Raw genomic sequence first — 16,553 nt, 5'->3', positions numbered from 1 at the left:
ACATGTTTGGCGCAAAAAACCGGATCATCACGATAGCAAACCAGAAGGGCGGCGTCGGTAAAACGACGACTGCGATCAATCTGGCAACGGCACTGGCCGCCATCGGCGAGAAGGTTTTGATCGTCGACCTGGATCCGCAAGGCAATGCCAGTACGGGACTCGGCATTCAGCGCCGCGATCGCCACCTCTCTTCCTACGAGCTGATGGTTGGATCGCATACGATCGGTGAGATCGTTCAGCAGACGGCGGTGCCGAATCTCGCCATCGTCCCGTCGACGATGGATCTGCTCGGCGTCGAGATGGAAATATCGCGGGAAGCCGACCGCGCCTTTCGGTTGCGCAAGGCATTGGCCAGCCCGGAGGCGTTGGAGTATTCCTACGTTCTCGTTGACTGCCCGCCATCCTTTAACCTATTGACGATGAACGCGATGGCCGCCGCGCATTCGGTGCTGGTGCCGCTGCAGTGTGAATTCTTCGCGCTGGAAGGTTTGAGCCAGTTGCTGGAGACGGTCGATCAGGTTCGCAGGACCGTCAACCCGAGCCTGGATATTCAGGGCATCGTGTTGACGATGTTCGATTCCCGCAACAATCTTGCTCAGCAGGTGGTAAGCGATGTGCGCACCCATCTTGGGGACAAGGTCTACCACACGCTCATTCCGCGAAACGTCCGTGTGTCCGAAGCGCCTTCCTATGGTAAGCCGGCGATCCTTTACGATCTGAAATGCGCAGGCAGCCAGGCCTATCTTCAGCTCGCATCGGAAGTGATCCAGCGTGAACGGCAGCGCAAGGCTGCGTAATTGTTTCGGTTCCGGAATTTAAATCGGGTGATACTATGAACGACGACAGCTCGAAGAGAAGGCTTGGCCGCGGTCTGGCCGCTTTGATCGGCGAGATGGACCAGCCGATACAGGCAGGTGCTGCCCCTGCCCCTGTTAATCCCGATCGACGTGTACCGATAGAGTTCGTATCGCGAAACCCGAGAAACCCGCGTCGGCAGTTCGACGAAGGTGAACTGCAGGACCTCGCCAGCTCCATTCGGCAGCATGGCATCGTCCAGCCGGTTGTTGCCCGTACGATCGGCACCGACCGGTACGAGATCATCGCGGGGGAACGCCGCTGGCGCGCCGCGCAGCTGGCGGGTTTTACCGAGATTCCCGTTATTATCCGCGACGTCGACGATCGCACAGCACTCGAAATTGCGATCGTCGAGAACGTGCAGCGGTCAGACCTCAACCCGCTCGACGAAGCGCTTGGTTACGAGCAGCTGATTGCCGAGCACGGCTATACTCAGAATGACCTCGGGGAGATCATCGGCAAGAGCCGCAGTCATGTCGCCAACAGTCTGCGGCTCTTGAAGCTGCCCGAGCCCGTGCGGGACATGTTGTCGGATGGAAGCCTGTCGGCCGGGCATGCGCGCGCACTGATCCCGACGTCAGACCCGGCGACGCTGGCGCGTAGTATCGTCGCGAAGGGGCTTTCGGTTCGCGACGCGGAACGAATGGCGCAGCACGATATTCGGGCGCAGAACGACCCCAACTACGCAAAGACCGCACGTCGTGACGAAAAGGACGCCGATACGCTGGCATTGGAGCGGACATTGTCCGATAGCCTCGGGCTCGAAGTGACCGTCAGCCATAAAGCCTCAGGCGGGCACCTGCGGATCTCCTACAAGACGCTTGATCAGCTCGAAGAGATTTGCCGACTGCTCGAGCGCCGTTGAGAGCGAAGCTCCCTGGTTTTCCCCACTAACGTCATATGTTGATCTGCGCCCGCGAGAGCGGGTGTTTTGAGCGTTTCCGGCTTAGACGGAAACGCAGAAACGCTCTATCTCTTTGTTTCTACGCATTTCCTGACGGGAAACCGCTTCGCACTTTTTCTGAAAATGCTCTAGCGCCTGCCTGATTGTACGGCAATCGCCATCAGGTTCTGCAGCACCATGCTTTCCTCGAGGCTCTGGCGCGTACGGCTCTGGTAGATCGTATTCTGCAGCCGTGTCAGTTCGCGGCGGATCGCCGGCGAAGACCAATGTCTGAGCGCGGCTTCGATGATGGGCTTGCGGCGAAAATGCAGGTGCCGGCCCATGGTGGCGATAACCTGGCCGGCCTGTTGACGGCTGGCATCCATTTCGGCGCGCATCAAATCAAGCTGCTGAAACTGCCTGAGGCACCCCTGCAAAACGAGGAAGGCGGGCGTTTTTGACGTGGTTATCTTCTGCATTGCGTGCATCAGACCGTCAAGATCACCTTTCAGGACTGCATCCACCGCATCATCGACGGAGATGGCGCTGGCATCACCGACAATGTCGGTCACATCCGATTCGTCGACTGTCGCCTTGCCGCGGCAATAGAGCGCCAGCTTGCGCACTTCGTTGCGCGATGCCAGGCGATCACCGCCAAGCGCCTCCATCAGCCGCTCGCGTGCAGCCGGAGTAATGCCGAGCTTTTCCTCGCCGAGTTCCTTGTCGATCAGGGCCTGCAGGCTGCGGGCATCGTCGCTATAGCAGGCGATGGTCGCGATCGAACGCGCCGTCTCGGCGACCTTGCGCAGCGCCGACCCCTTCTTGAGATCGCCCGCTTCGACAACAATGTAGCTACCCGTGGGAGGTTCTCCAGCCAGAATCTGCAGGGCATCGACGAGCGCCTTCTCGTTGGCAGCGCCTCGCACCCAGACGAGTTTTTCGCCGCCGAAGAGGCCGATCGAGTTGACCTCGTCGAGCAAGCGGCCGGGGCTCTGTTGCAGATCCCCGGCGTCGAGCTTTGTAATGGAAAAAGGATCATCGAGAGGAACGCCGCAGCGCGACGCGATCGCCCCTGCCCGCTCCGAGACCAGACCACGGTCTGGCCCGTAAAGGACAAACAGGCGATAGAGTCCCGCTGACTTCTGAAGGAAGGAGTCGAATTCGTGCGACTTGACTTCGCTCATTCCACCACCGCCTAGCGGCTGAGGGCCGCGGCGATGTCAGCCCGGATCAGCTCTGCCAGTTCCTTTGCAGCGCGGTTCTCACCATCGCGGACGGCGCGGACCTTGGCAAACTCCTGCACCGGGAAGTCGACAAGCGCAACAGCGGTCCGGTTGCCGGACTTGATGGTTTCGCCCGTGCTGGTCTTGGACAGATTGTAGTCCGCCTTGACGACGATACGCCCCGCCCCTGCCCGGTCCCTTGCCTGATCATAGAGCACGCCCATGGCCCGGGTCGTGACATTCAGCGCCAGGTGATATTGCGGGTTCGCCGGTTCGCCCTGGCCGCCGGCGGCCAGGAAGATCAACGCGTTGCGCACTTCCTGCTCGACGCGGTCGTCCGCATCGGAGATTTCGATCGACGCAAGTGCCGTCGATGTGCCGACGCTGTCGGAGTAAAGCGGCCGGACCTGGCAGCCGGCGAGCGCGGTCAACATAAGAACACCAGCCAGCACCGGGATCGACCGGATGCGGGAGCCAGCTCGATCAGACAACGACATTGACGATCCTCTGAGGCACGACGATGATTTTCTTGGGGTTGCCGCCGTTGAGTATGGTCTTGACGGCATCGAGAGCGAGAACAGCATTTTCGATTGCAGTCTGATCTGCATCGCGCGCGATTGTCAAATCGGCGCGCTTCTTGCCGTTGATCTGCACCGGCAGCGTGACTTCATTCTCGACGACAAGCGCTGCATCGAACTTCGGCCAGCTGCTTTCGGCGATCAGACCCTTGCCGCCGATCGCCTGCCAGCATTCCTCGGCAAGGTGCGGCATCATCGGGGCGATCAGGTTGACGAGGATCGACGTTGCATCCTTCGCCGCGGCCGTCAGCGCTGCGTCGGCCTTGCCGCCGGCAACCTGGGTCAACGGCGCTGCAAGCACGTTCACGAGCTCGTAGATGCGCGCCACGGCCTTGTTGAAGGCCAGTTTGTCATAATCGGCTTCAACCGCGCGCAGCGTCCTGTGGGCCGCTTGCGAAACGGCAAGTCCTGCGCCTTCGTGTGCCGGCGCCGCTTCGATGGCGCGAAGCGTTTCTGCCGCCTCGCCGATCAAACGCCAGACGCGCTGAACGAAGCGATGGGCGCCTTCGACGCCAGCCTCGGACCAGATGACGTCACGGTCGGGCGGCGAGTCCGACAGGACGAAGAAGCGCGCGGTATCGGCGCCGTAGGAAGCAATGATATCGTCGGGGTCGACGACGTTCTTCTTCGACTTCGACATCTTCTCGATCGAACCGATCGTGATGTCTTCGCCGGTCTCGAGCAGAACGGCGCGGCGCTGTCCGTCGACTTCGTCAATGCGGATTTCCGCCGGCGTGATCCACTCGCGCTGGGCGCCTTCGCCGCGGCTGTAGGTCTCGTGCACGACCATGCCCTGGGTGAACAGGCCCTTGAACGGTTCGTCCAGGGCAACGTGACCGGTGGCCTTCATCGCGCGGGTAAAGAAGCGTGAGTAGAGCAGGTGCAGGATCGCGTGCTCGATGCCGCCGATATACTGATCGACGGGCAGCCAGTGGTTGGCCGCCTTCGGATCGGTCGGATTGTCCTCCCACGGCGCGGTGAAGCGCGTGAAGTACCAGGACGAATCGACGAAGGTGTCCATCGTGTCGGTCTCGCGACGCGCGTCCTTGCCGCAATGCGGGCAGGCCACATGCCGCCAGGTTGGGTGACGGTCGAGCGGGTTGCCTGGTTTGTCGAAGGTGACATCCGGAGGCAGGATGACAGGCAGGTCGGCCTTTGGAACCGGCACGACGCCACAGTCATCGCAATGGATGACCGGGATCGGGCAGCCCCAATAACGCTGACGGGAAATACCCCAGTCGCGCAGGCGGAAATTGACCTTGCGCTCGGCACGTGGTGATCCGGCCAGCATGTCCTTTTCCAGCTTCGACGCCACGGCTTCGAAGGCGTCTTCCGTCGACAGGCCGTCGAGGAAGCGCGAATTGATCATCACGCCGTCGCCGATATAGGCCTCGTCAGCGATGGTGAAGCTCGCGGCATCGGCATCCCGCGGCATGACCACCGGAACGACCGGAAGGCCATACTTGCGAGCGAAGTCGAGGTCGCGCTGGTCGCCGGACGGGCAGCCGAAGATCGCGCCCGTGCCGTAGTCCATAAGCACGAAGTTGGCGACATAAACCGGCAGTTCCCAGCTTTCGTCGAGCGGATGCCTGGCGCGGATGCCGGTGTCCATGCCCTTCTTTTCAGCGGTCTCGAGTGCTGCGAGCGAGGTTCCGGCGCGCCGGCACTCCTCGCAGAAGGCCTCGATTGCCGGATCCCTTGCAGCCGCCTGCTGGGCAAGCGGGTGATCGGCGGAGATCGCCAGGAAGGACGCGCCGAATAGCGTGTCCGGGCGGGTGGTGTAAACGGTCAGTTCCGTTGTGTCGGCGGCAGCGGTGCCTTCGACGATCTGCCAGCGAATGGACAGACCTTCGGAGCGGCCGATCCAGTTCTTCTGCATCAGGCGCACTTTTTCCGGCCACTGATCCAGCGTGTCCAGAGCGTCCAGCAGCTCCTGGCTGAAGTCGGTAATGCGGAAGAACCACTGCGTCAGCTCGCGCTGCTCGACGAGCGCGCCGGAACGCCAGCCGCGGCCGTCAATGACCTGTTCGTTGGCGAGAACGGTATTGTCGACCGGGTCCCAGTTGACCTTGGACTGCTTGCGGTAGACCAGGCCCTTTTCGAGAAAATCGACGAACAGGTGCTGCTGGCGCTGGTAGTAGGCGGGGTCGCAGGTCGCGAACTCGCGGTTCCAGTCGAGCGAGAGCCCCATAACCTTCAGCTGCGCCTTCATCGAGGCAATGTTCTGGTAGGTCCAGCTTGCCGGATGCACGCCGCGCTCCATGGCGGCGTTTTCCGCCGGCATGCCGAACGCATCCCAACCCATGGGGTGAAGCACGTTGAAACCGCGGGCACGCTTGTAGCGGGCGACGACGTCGCCCATCGTGTAATTGCGCACGTGGCCCATGTGGATGCGCCCGGACGGATAAGGGAACATCTCGAGCACGTAATATTTTTCGCGCGGATCATCGTTCTCGGTCTGGAAGACCTCGCCGTTTTCCCATTCCTGCTGCCAACGCGGCTCGGCATCACGCGGATTATATCGTTCGGTAGACATGTCTTTTAGGTGTTCCGGAAGTTCTGTGGGGCAAGGGAGCGCCCTCATGATAGTTGGGGTGACCTTCATCATGAAACCGCTTGATGGTCAAGTTTTCGAAGGGTTTGGCGCGACACTTTGGCGGATTTGGGCCGGCTCGAGCAGCGATGGCCTTGGCAAGGCGCGCAAGTTTGCCTATCCGCTAGGTCATCGTCAGGAAGGTCGTTACGTCGGAGAACAGGTCCATGGAAGTTCAAGAACGGTTGCACGATGTCGTGAGCCGGATTCACACGGCGGAGAAGGCGGCAAAGCGCCCGAAAAATGCTGTCAGCCTCGTCGCCGTTTCCAAGACATTCGACACTGACGCGATTCGTCCGGTGATCGAGGCCGGCCAACGCGTGTTCGGCGAGAACCGCGTGCAGGAAGCACAGGGCAAATGGCCGCTGCTGAAGGGCGAGACACCCGATCTGGCGCTGCATCTGATCGGGCCGTTGCAATCCAACAAGGCGGCCGAAGCCGTTGCGCTCTTCGACGTCATCGAAACTGTTGATCGCGAGAAGATCGCGCGGGCGATCTCGGCGGAAATGAAGCGCCAGGACAGGAAGCTTCGTCTCTACGTCCAGGTCAACACCGGGCTGGAACCGCAGAAGGCCGGCATTGCGCCCAAAGAAACCGTGGCGTTCGTGACCTTCTGCCGGGAGGAGCTGGATATGGCGATCGAGGGGCTGATGTGCATTCCGCCGGTCGACGAGAATCCCGGCCCGCATTTTGCGCTGCTGGCGAAGCTTGCTGGCGAATGTGAACTCGACAGGCTGTCGATGGGCATGTCCGGGGATTTCGAAACGGCGGTCCAGTTCGGCGCCACCAGCGTGCGCGTCGGGTCGGCGATCTTCGGATCGCGCTGAGGGCGAAAACGTCGCATTACGCTTTCGTCGGGGTTCACCTTCGTTCTCATTAGCCTATCCTTGTGCAAGAGGAGGCCGGGCATTGCCCGGCATGCATTGGGAGGAGAACGGATATGGCGAGCCGCTATTCCGAAGTGTATGGCGCGTGGAAGACGGATCCGGAGGGGTTCTGGTCTGAGGCCGCAGAGGCGATCGACTGGTTCGAAAGACCGGAGCGCGCCTTCGAGGCTGAAGGTGGCATCTACGGCCACTGGTTTCCCGATGGGGTGACCAACAGCTGCTACAATTGCCTGGACCGGCATGTCGAGGCGGGACGCGGCGACCAGATCGCCTTCATCTACGACAGCCCGGTCACGTCGAGCATCGAGCGCATCTCCTATGGCGCGCTGCTCGACGACGTCAAAGCGCTGGCGGCCGTCTATCGCGAACTCGGCGTCGACAAAGGCGATCGCATCATCATCTATATGCCGATGATCCCGCAGGCCGCGGTGGCGATGCTTGCCGCCGCACGCATCGGCGCCGTGCACTCGGTGGTGTTTGGCGGCTTTGCCGCCAATGAGCTTGCCGTTCGCATCGACGATTGCCAGGCCAAACTCATCGTTTCCGCCAGCTGCGGCATCGAGCCCGGCCGCACCGTCGCCTACAAGCCGCTGCTCGATGCGGCGCTGACGATCGCCGAACACAAGCCGGCACATTGCCTCGTCTACCAGCGCGAAATGCTCAGGGCCGATATGACGCCGGTGCGCGATATCGACTATGCTTCAGCGCTTGCGGCGGCAAAGGATGCCGGCGACGAGGCCGGCTGCACGCCGGTGGCGTCCACGGATCCGCTTTACGTTCTCTATACCTCCGGCACCACCGGCCAGCCGAAGGGCGTCGTGCGCGACAATGGCGGCCATATGGTTGCGCTGAAATGGTCGATGCAGAATTTCTTCGGCGTTCAGCCGGGCGAAGTCTTCTGGGCCGCGTCCGACATCGGCTGGGTCGTCGGGCATTCGTTCATCGTCTATGGCCCGCTTCTGAACGGCAACACCTCGGTCCTGTTCGAAGGCAAGCCGGTCGGCACGCCGGATCCCGGCACCTACTGGCGTATCATTGCGCAACATGGCGTTGCCGTCATGTTCACCGCCCCGACAGCGCTGCGCGCCATCCGCAAGGAGGATCCCGATGCGTCGCTGGTCGCGAACTATGATCTCCAGCAGTTCCGTGCGTTGTTTCTGGCTGGCGAACGGGCCGATCCCGACACGATCCGTTGGGCCGAAAGGGCCCTGGGCGTGCCGATCATCGACCATTGGTGGCAGACGGAAACGGGCTGGCCGGTTGCCGGAAACCCGCTTGGGCTCGGACTTCTACCCGTCAAGTATGGATCGCCGGCGGTACCGCTGCCCGGCTACGATGTTCAGATTCTCGATGATGCCGGTCATCCGGTCGAAGCGGGCACATTGGGCAATGTCGTGGTCAAACTGCCCTTGCCTCCAGGATGTCTGCCGACGCTCTGGAATGCCGACCGTCGTTTTCGTGCGGCCTATCTCGAGGAGTTCCCCGGCTACTACAAAACGGCCGATGCCGGCTACCTCGACGATGATGGGTATGTCTTCATCATGGCGCGCACGGACGACATCATCAATGTCGCCGGCCACCGACTGTCGACGGGCGCCATGGAGGAAGTGTGCGCCAGCCACCCCGATGTCGCGGAATGCGCCGTCATCGGCATTGCCGACGATCTGAAGGGACAGATCCCTGCCGGTTTTCTGGTCATCAACTCCAATGTTTCACGGGAAACATCCGAGATCGAGCAAGAGGTCATCAGCCTGGTGCGCGATCGCATCGGGCCGGTCGCCGCCTTCCGCACGGCAATGTGCGTCAAGCGCCTGCCGAAGACCCGATCCGGCAAGATCCTGCGCGCAACGATCCAGAAGATTGCCGATCGCCAGCCATGGAAAATGCCGGCGACGATCGACGACCCGGCGATCCTCGACGAGATTGCCGCGGTGCTGCACGCCAAGGGCATCGGCGTCTGACGATGCATTCTACTGCATAATTCCTTAAATCGGAATCGATTTAAGGAGAAAATTATACAGCAGATTTAAGGCGTTACAGCGTCCTTTGCGCGTCATATTTGACGCGCGGCGCTGTAGCATGCCTCAGATTCGTACGACGGAACTGAACCATGTGCTGAAGGCCGCCACCGGTTTGCTGCGCAGGTTCTTGGTGATGAGAAAATAGCTTTCGTCTTCAAGCGTGGCGATCTGCGAGAGGATGACGAGATCGCCATGCTCGATCTCGCGGCGAAAGACTTCGACCGGGCAGAGCGCCACGCCATGGCCGGCGATCACGGCCGTCGCCAGCAGGTTGAAGTCCTGGAAAACCGGACCGCGCTGCGGCGGTCGAGCCATGGGCAGGCCGGCTGTCGCAAACCACTCTTGCCACCGCGCGATCGTCTCGTCGTGAAGCAGGTCCGCGGTGGTGATTGCCTCTGGTGTGTCGAGCGCGCCTTTGCGCTCGATGTAACGAGGGCTGGCGACCGGGCGGTTCGCACGGGAAAACAGCCGGTCGCATTGCGTCCCGACGGATAGGTCGGCGCCGAGGGTGATGAGCACGTCGCAACCCGTCTCCCGCAGCTGCTGCTCGGCCATCGCGTAGATTACCTTCACATCGATGTCCGGGTGCCGTTCGAGGAAATCGCTGAGCGCCGGTATCAGCCAGCGCGTGGCGATCGACGGGATGCAGGCGACGGTGATCGACGATTTGGGATTGGCTCGCAACATTTCCGTTTCAATCGAGATGCGGTCGAAACAAGACGTCAAGACATCCGCCAGCCGCTCGGCATCCTCTAGAAGCCGCACACCGCGCTTTTCCCGCAGGAACAGTGGTCGACCGAACCATTCCTCCAGCAGCCGGATCTGGTGGCTGACTGCGGCGTGCGTGACATGCAGCTCGTCCGCGGCACGTGAAAAGCTGGCCAGCCGGGCGGCGGCCTCGAAGGCGCGAAGCATGCCGAGTGGCGGAAGCATCTGCAAATTCTCCTCAACTATCCCTTGAGAAATCGTCGTTTTTCTATCGGGACGTCCCGTGAGATAAGGGTTTCAACATCACGAGAACGCATTCCGGTCTTCGTCATGTAAGAATTTCTCATGGGAGGATAGCACATGTTCGTGCGCAGCCTGCAGGATATCGAGGCCACCGATCATTTCGTCGAATGGGGGAGCGGCACCAGTCACCGCCTGCTGACGGAAAAGGATGGAATGGGCTTCACCGTATGCCACACCGTCGTTCGCGCCAACACCGTTTCGCTGCTGGAATACCGCAATCATCTGGAGGCCTGCTACTGCATCGCCGGGAAGGGCGAGGTGGAGGACATGCAGGGCAATGTCTTTCCCATTCGCCAGGGCGACATCTATGTGCTCGACAAGCACGACAAGCATTTCCTGCGGGGAGGAGAGGATGAGGATCTGATCCTCGTCAGTGTCTTCAATCCACCGCTCAAGGGTACCGAGCGCCACAATCTCAGGGACCAATCCGGTTCGGCCTACTGAATCTGGCAAACAAAAAAGCCCGGATCGAGCGATCCGGGCTTTTTCGTCATGGCTTGGCGAAGCGATCAATAGTGATCGTCTTCGTCCTCGTCCTTGCGATCCGACTTCAGCGACTTGAGCTTGGCGAAGACGGCATCGGCATCGATTTCCTTCTCTTCTTCGCGCTCGTAGCTGAAGCTGAGCTTTTCGGTTTCCTGCGCTGCTTCGAGCGTCGCGCCGAGCTCGGCGGCGGTCGGCAGCGGGCGGCCCTTGGCGGCGCGTTCGACTTCGAGGTCGAGATCGATCTGCGAGCACAGGCCGAGCGTTACCGGATCCATCGGCGTCAGGTTTGTCGAGTTCCAGTGGGTGCGCTCACGGATCTGCTCGATCGTCGACTTGGTGGTGCCGACGAGGCGGGAAATCTGGGCGTCCTTCAGCTCGGGATGGTTGCGAACCAGCCAGAGAATGGCGTTCGGGCGATCCTGGCGCTTGGAGACCGGCGTGTAGCGCGGGCCCTTGCGCTTCGAGTCGGGAACACGGACTTTCGGCTCCGAAAGCTTCAGCTTGTGGTTCGGATTTGCCTCGGCGCGGGCGATCTCGTCACGCGACAGCTGTCCGGTTGCGATTGGATCTAGGCCCTTGATACCCTGCGCCGATTCACCGTCTGCGATAGCCTTCACTTCGAGCGGATGCAGCTTGCAGAATGTGGCAATCTGTTCGAACGACAATGCCGTATTGTCGACGAGCCAGACGGCTGTTGCCTTGGGCATAAGCAGTTGCTGAGCCATGGATATAGTCCTTTTGTCCGCCGCGCCGGTGTCGCGGGCCGTGGAGTCTACCACTGATTTCCGGGAATTGAGCGCCTCTATAGCGTCGTTGTCTCAAAATTGCAATTCTCCAGTTCCAAATGTCCTTTTGTCTAATTGCGGCGCGGCTTTGACCTGCTATGACTCGTCGCCGAGGCGGGGTAACCCGGGACGGGAACCCCAGACAGGAATGCGCAGGGAGGAACGAATGTCCGCCAAGATCTATCCGGTGTTGAAGTCTGCCAAGAGCCGGACGCTGCTCGACAACGCGACCTATCTGAAGTGGTATGAGGAAAGTGTCTCGGACCCAGCCAAGTTCTGGGGCAAACATGGCAAACGGATTGACTGGTTCAAGCCCTATACCAAGGTCAAGAACACCTCTTTCAAGGGCAAAGTCTCGATCAAGTGGTACGAGGACGGCCTTACCAACGTCTCCTATAACTGCATCGACCGCCATCTGAAGACGCACGGCGAAAAGACGGCGATCATCTGGGAAGGCGACAACCCCTATATCGACAAGAAGATCACCTACAACCAGCTCTATGAGCAGGTTTGTCGCCTGGCCAACGTCTTGAAGAAGCACGGCGTCAAGAAGGGCGACCGCGTCACCATCTACATGCCGATGATCCCGGAAGCATCCTATGCGATGCTCGCCTGCGCCCGCATCGGCGCCATTCATTCGGTCGTCTTCGGCGGCTTCTCGCCGGATGCGCTGGCCGGCCGCATCGTCGACTGCGAATCCACTTTCGTCATCACCTGCGACGAAGGCGTGCGCGGCGGCAAGCCGGTGCCGCTGAAAGAAAACACCGACACGGCCATCGACATCGCCGCCAAGCAGCACGTGATCGTCAACAAGGTGCTGGTCGTGCGCCGCACCGGCGGCAAGACCGGCTGGGCTCCGGGCCGAGACCTCTGGTACCACCAGGAAATTGCGACTGTGAAGCCGCATTGCGAGCCAGCGAAGATGAAGGCGGAAGACCCGTTGTTCATCCTCTACACCTCGGGCTCGACCGGCAAGCCGAAGGGCGTGCTGCACACCACCGGCGGCTACCTCGTCTATGCTTCGATGACGCACGAATACGTCTTCGACTATCGCGACGGCGATATCTACTGGTGCACGGCGGACGTGGGCTGGGTCACCGGTCACTCCTATATCGTCTACGGCCCGCTCGCCAATGCGGCGACGACGGTCATGTTCGAAGGCGTGCCGAATTTCCCGGATGCCGGTCGCTTCTGGGAAGTCATCGACAAGCACAAGGTCAACGTCTTCTACACCGCGCCGACGGCGATCCGCTCGCTGATGGGCGCCGGTGACGATTTCGTCAAACGCGCCTCGCGCTCGTCGCTGCGCCTGCTCGGTTCGGTCGGCGAGCCGATCAATCCCGAAGCCTGGGAATGGTACTACAACGTCGTTGGCGATCAGAAGTCGCCGATCGTCGACACCTGGTGGCAGACGGAAACCGGCGGCATTCTGATCACGCCGCTGCCGGGTGCGACCGATCTCAAGCCCGGTTCGGCAACGCGGCCCTTCTTCGGCGTCCAGCCGCAGCTCGTCGACAGCGAAGGCAATGTGCTCGAAGGCGCGGCCGACGGCAACCTCTGCATCACCGACAGCTGGCCCGGACAGATGCGCACGATCTACGGCGACCATGCGCGCTTCGGCCAGACCTACTTCGCGACCTACAAGGGCAAGTACTTCACCGGTGACGGCTGCCGCCGCGACGAGGACGGGTACTATTGGATCACCGGCCGCGTCGACGACGTGCTCAACGTCTCGGGCCACCGCCTGGGCACGGCGGAGGTCGAATCGGCGCTCGTCTCGCACCATCTTGTGTCCGAGGCTGCCGTCGTCGGCTATCCGCACCCGATCAAGGGACAGGGCATCTATTGCTACGTTTCGCTGATGGCGGGCGAAGTCGGCAATGACGATCTGCGTCAGGCGCTGGCAAAGCACGTCCGCTCGGAAATCGGGCCGATCGCCACGCCGGACAAGATCCAGTTTGCCTCCGGCCTGCCAAAGACCCGCTCGGGCAAGATCATGCGACGCATCCTGCGCAAGATCGCCGAGGATGATTTCGGCGCGCTCGGCGACACCTCGACGCTCGCCGATCCGGCGGTGGTGGAAGACCTGATCGCCAACCGGCAGAACAAGGCTTAACAAGCAACACATAGCGAAAAGGGCGGCTTCGGGCCGCCCTTTTTGTATCATGCCGCATTGATGGCCGACTGTGGCGGTGAACCGTCCCGGCGACGAGATCGCCGACGGGCGTTTGTGAGCCGGATTCCAACTGAGGCCAGGCGGAGCTTCGCGAGCGACCGGAGGAGAACGATGTGGCTGAATGGCCGTTTTCGATCGGCGCCGTCAGAACCGGTCGAGCCCGCACGATCCCAATTGGAAGCTCCAAGGTTGCAGAGCTCAACCGCGGACGATCTAATGAAGAGGAAAATATTCCTTCGTCTCAAGTGGTGCGGCGGGAGAGTTCTTTCAGAAATCGATCGCCCGGCCCTTGATCTCCCAGTCGCCGAAGCGCGCCGGGTCGGCGCCGCCGCGGCCGCCGATTTCTGTCGGCATAACCTTCTCCGCTTCCGCCTGCCGCCGCTCCTCCGCTTCCTTCAGCGCGCGCAAGGCGGCGGCAGGCAGCGGCCTTTTCGGGCGGTCGGGGGCATTGTCGTTGTCGTTCTGCATCTCGCCAGTATCCGGATTCGTGCATCTGTATTGAAGAACGGGGCATTTGCACCCATCATATAAGGCGCCGTTGCCTGAACGGAAACCCTGATTCACGTGAAACGTCGACCACCCGGAGCCTGTTCATGAACCTCGTTCGCACCGCCATGCTGCTAGCAGTGATGACCGCCCTGTTCATGGCGGTCGGCTTCGCCATTGGTGGACGTGGCGGCATGATGATTGCCTTCGTCATGGCGGCCGGTATGAATTTTTTCTCCTACTGGAATTCCGACCGCATGGTGCTGCGCATGTACCGTGCGCAGGAGGTCGATGAACGCACCGCGCCGGAGTATTACGGCATCGTGCGCGATCTCGCGCAGAATGCCGGCCTGCCGATGCCACGGGTCTATGTGATCGACAGCCCGCAGCCCAATGCCTTTGCCACCGGACGCAACCCGCAGAATGCCGCCGTTGCCGCTTCGACCGGCCTGCTCAACGCGCTTTCCTATGACGAGGTCGCCGGCGTCATGGCGCATGAACTGGCGCATGTCCAGAATCGCGACACCCTGACGATGACGCTGACGGCGACGCTCGCCGGCGCCATCTCGATGCTGGGCAACTTCGCCTTCCTGTTCGGCGGCAATCGTGAGAACAACAACAATCCGCTCGGCTTCGTCGGGGTTCTGGTCGCAATGATCGTCGCGCCGATGGCAGCCATGCTGGTGCAGATGGCGATCAGCCGCACACGGGAATATTCCGCCGACCGCCGTGGTGCCGAGATCTGCGGCAAGCCGTTGGCTCTGGCCTCGGCGCTGCAGAAGATCGCCGGCGCCGCCCACCGGATTCACAATGACGATGCCGAGCGCAATCCGGCGACCGCGCATATGTTCATCATCAATCCGCTCTCCGGCGAGCGCATGGACAACCTGTTTTCGACCCATCCGAACACCGAAAACCGGATTGCCGCCCTGCAACAGATGGCGCAGGAGATGTCCATGGGGTCGACGCCGCCGGTCCGTGCTGATAATCCGGTGCGCAAATCGCGCTCTGTTCCCTCTACCGGTTGGGGTCGCGGTGGTTCCGAACCGCCGAAAGGTCCCTGGTCCTGATGTCTGCCGAAAACAACAACGATTCACGTCCGAAACAAAACCGCTCGCGCAAGGAGCCGGCCAGATCGAAGAAACCTGCGCAACAGCCGCGCGGCCCGGAAAAGCCTGGCTTGCGGACGCGACAGGCGGCCGCCAAGATTCTGGCGGCGGTCGTCGATCGCAAGACGTCGCTCGACGGCATGCTCGATCATGAGCATGGAAATCCGGCCTACCGCGAACTGAGCGAGGCCGACCGGGCGCTTGTGCGCGCCATTCTCAATTCGGCATTGCGTCACCTGCCGCGCATCCAGACGGCAATCGGTTCGATGCTGCAGACGCCGCTTCCGGAGGGCGCCCGAGCCCTCGATCACGTTCTCGCAGTGGCGGCCGCGCAGATCCTCTATCTCGACGTTCCTGATCATTCCGCCGTCGATCTTGCCGTCGAGCAGGCGCAGGCCGATCCGCGAAACCGTCGGTTTGCCAATCTGGTCAATGCCGTCCTTCGTCGCCTGTCGCGCGAGAAGGACGCAATCCTGGAGAGTTTACGGACCGTTCCGGCGATGCCGGACTGGTTCTTCGACAGGTTGGTCGAGCGTTATGGACGCGAGCAGGCCGATCTCATTGCCGAGGCCCAACTGACGCCGGCGGCGATCGACGTGACCGTCAAATCCGACCCCGACGCCTGGGCCGAGCGGCTCGGTGGCACGGTGCTACCGACAGGGTCTGTCCGCCTTGCCGAATTCTCCGGCTCGATCCCGTCCTTAGCCGGATTCACCGATGGCGAATGGTGGGTCCAGGATGCTGCGGCGTCGATCCCTGCCCGCCTCTTTGGATCGCTTGACGGCAAGAGCGTCGTCGATCTCTGCGCCGCGCCGGGTGGCAAGACGGCGCAGCTGATCCTCGCCGGTGCCAAGGTGACAGCGCTTGACCAGTCGTCAAGCCGGCTGCGGCGGTTGAAGGGCAATCTTGAGCGGCTGGGCCTTGAGGCGCAGATGAAGGAAACCAACATGGCCGATTTTCGGCCGGACGAGCTCTTCGACGCCGCCTTGCTCGATGCTCCCTGTTCGTCGACCGGAACGACGAGGCGCCACCCGGATGTGCTCTGGACCAAGGGGCCGGAAGACATCGAAAAGCTCGCGCTGCTGCAGGAACGTCTGCTGCGTCATGCGCTGACGGTGGTCAAGCCGGGCGGCATCGTCGTCTTCTCCAATTGTTCGCTCGACCCGCGCGAAGGTGAGGAAGTGGTCGCCCGGGTGGTCGCGGCGGGCGACGACTATGAGCGCGTGCCGGTTCTGGCCAAGGATTGGCAGGGCCTTGAAGATGCGATCACCCCGCTCGGTGAAGTGCGCACGACGCCGTCGATGTTCCCGCTCGATCCGCCATTCGCCGGCGGACTCGACGGATTCTACGCCGCAGTGATTCGTCGTAAATAAGTCCGGAAAAATCGAGTTGCCGTCCGGAAAGCCTCGGCGACGGGCTGTTTTGTCGTGCCAATTGACGCTTTAAGGCCACGAGCCTAT

14 protein-coding genes are annotated in these 16,553 nt (G+C 61.5%); 8 read left to right on the top strand and 6 right to left on the bottom strand.

What is annotated here, in order from left to right:
• The first annotated feature begins 2 nt into the window (after positions 1-2).
• Together BC360_RS09475 and BC360_RS09470 are read left to right on the top strand one after the other, a co-directional pair.
• On the top strand, positions 3-797 hold the full coding sequence (locus tag BC360_RS09475; RefSeq protein ID WP_065781573.1) for a ParA family protein: 795 nt from the start codon (positions 3-5) through the stop codon (positions 795-797).
• A 35-nt stretch (positions 798-832) separates the two neighbouring features.
• Complete coding sequence (locus BC360_RS09470) at positions 833-1,720, top strand: ParB/RepB/Spo0J family partition protein (RefSeq protein ID WP_065795053.1); 888 nt, start codon at positions 833-835, stop codon at positions 1,718-1,720.
• 167 nt (positions 1,721-1,887) lie between these two features.
• Here BC360_RS09470 and holA read toward each other — a convergent pair whose 3' ends face one another.
• The 3 genes from holA to leuS are packed head-to-tail and all read right to left on the bottom strand — an operon-like array spanning position 1,888 to position 6,075.
• Positions 1,888-2,922: a DNA polymerase III subunit delta gene (gene holA / locus BC360_RS09465; RefSeq protein ID WP_065795052.1), complete on the bottom strand. Its 1,035-nt coding sequence runs from the start codon at positions 2,920-2,922 to the stop codon at positions 1,888-1,890.
• Between the two features lie 11 nt (positions 2,923-2,933).
• Entirely contained in the window at positions 2,934-3,458 is a 525-nt protein-coding gene (locus BC360_RS09460; RefSeq protein ID WP_065795051.1) for an LPS assembly lipoprotein LptE, read from the bottom strand.
• Entirely contained in the window at positions 3,445-6,075 is a 2,631-nt protein-coding gene (gene leuS, locus BC360_RS09455; protein ID WP_065795050.1) for a leucine--tRNA ligase, read from the bottom strand. Before leuS ends, BC360_RS09460 begins: the two co-directional genes overlap by 14 nt.
• A gap of 224 nt (positions 6,076-6,299) precedes the next feature.
• Here leuS and BC360_RS09450 point away from each other — a divergent pair, with 224 nt between their 5' ends.
• A complete protein-coding gene (locus tag BC360_RS09450; protein WP_065781568.1) occupies positions 6,300-6,959 on the top strand; it encodes a YggS family pyridoxal phosphate-dependent enzyme in 660 nt (219 codons plus the stop codon).
• 113 nt (positions 6,960-7,072) lie between these two features.
• Complete coding sequence (locus BC360_RS09445) at positions 7,073-8,980, top strand: AMP-binding protein (RefSeq protein ID WP_065795049.1); 1,908 nt, start codon at positions 7,073-7,075, stop codon at positions 8,978-8,980.
• 123 nt (positions 8,981-9,103) lie between these two features.
• Here BC360_RS09445 and BC360_RS09440 read toward each other — a convergent pair whose 3' ends face one another.
• On the bottom strand, positions 9,104-9,973 hold the full coding sequence (locus BC360_RS09440; RefSeq protein ID WP_065795048.1) for a LysR substrate-binding domain-containing protein: 870 nt from the start codon (positions 9,971-9,973) through the stop codon (positions 9,104-9,106).
• 135 nt (positions 9,974-10,108) lie between these two features.
• Here BC360_RS09440 and BC360_RS09435 point away from each other — a divergent pair, with 135 nt between their 5' ends.
• On the top strand, positions 10,109-10,495 hold the full coding sequence (locus tag BC360_RS09435; RefSeq protein ID WP_065795047.1) for an ectoine synthase: 387 nt from the start codon (positions 10,109-10,111) through the stop codon (positions 10,493-10,495).
• A gap of 65 nt (positions 10,496-10,560) precedes the next feature.
• On the opposite strand, the gene BC360_RS09430 is transcribed toward BC360_RS09435, so the two are convergent.
• Entirely contained in the window at positions 10,561-11,262 is a 702-nt protein-coding gene (locus BC360_RS09430; protein WP_065781564.1) for a DUF1013 domain-containing protein, read from the bottom strand.
• 226 nt (positions 11,263-11,488) lie between these two features.
• Here BC360_RS09430 and acs point away from each other — a divergent pair, with 226 nt between their 5' ends.
• On the top strand, positions 11,489-13,438 hold the full coding sequence (acs, locus tag BC360_RS09425; protein WP_065795046.1) for an acetate--CoA ligase: 1,950 nt from the start codon (positions 11,489-11,491) through the stop codon (positions 13,436-13,438).
• 327 nt (positions 13,439-13,765) lie between these two features.
• Here the strand turns inward: acs and BC360_RS09420 are convergent, their stop codons facing one another.
• Positions 13,766-13,966, bottom strand: coding sequence for a DUF1674 domain-containing protein (locus BC360_RS09420; protein WP_065795045.1), 201 nt, complete (start codon positions 13,964-13,966; stop codon positions 13,766-13,768).
• A 125-nt stretch (positions 13,967-14,091) separates the two neighbouring features.
• On the opposite strand from BC360_RS09420, the gene htpX reads away from it, so the two are divergent.
• Together htpX and BC360_RS09410 are read left to right on the top strand one after the other, a co-directional pair.
• Positions 14,092-15,054 (top strand): zinc metalloprotease HtpX, encoded by a 963-nt coding sequence (htpX, locus tag BC360_RS09415; protein WP_065795044.1) that lies wholly within the window; start codon positions 14,092-14,094, stop codon positions 15,052-15,054.
• The gene (locus BC360_RS09410; RefSeq protein WP_065795043.1) at positions 15,054-16,466 is read left to right on the top strand and encodes an RsmB/NOP family class I SAM-dependent RNA methyltransferase; all 1,413 of its coding nucleotides are present in this window, start codon (positions 15,054-15,056) and stop codon (positions 16,464-16,466) included. Before htpX ends, BC360_RS09410 begins: the two co-directional genes overlap by 1 nt.
• Positions 16,467-16,553 lie beyond the last annotated feature (87 nt).

It is taken from the genome of Ensifer sp. LC163 (assembly GCF_001695855.1).
Classification (GTDB): Bacteria; Pseudomonadota; Alphaproteobacteria; order Rhizobiales; family Rhizobiaceae; genus Ensifer.
The sequence above is the reverse complement of the archived record's forward strand: the minus strand, read 5'-3'. Positions and strand labels throughout refer to the sequence as shown.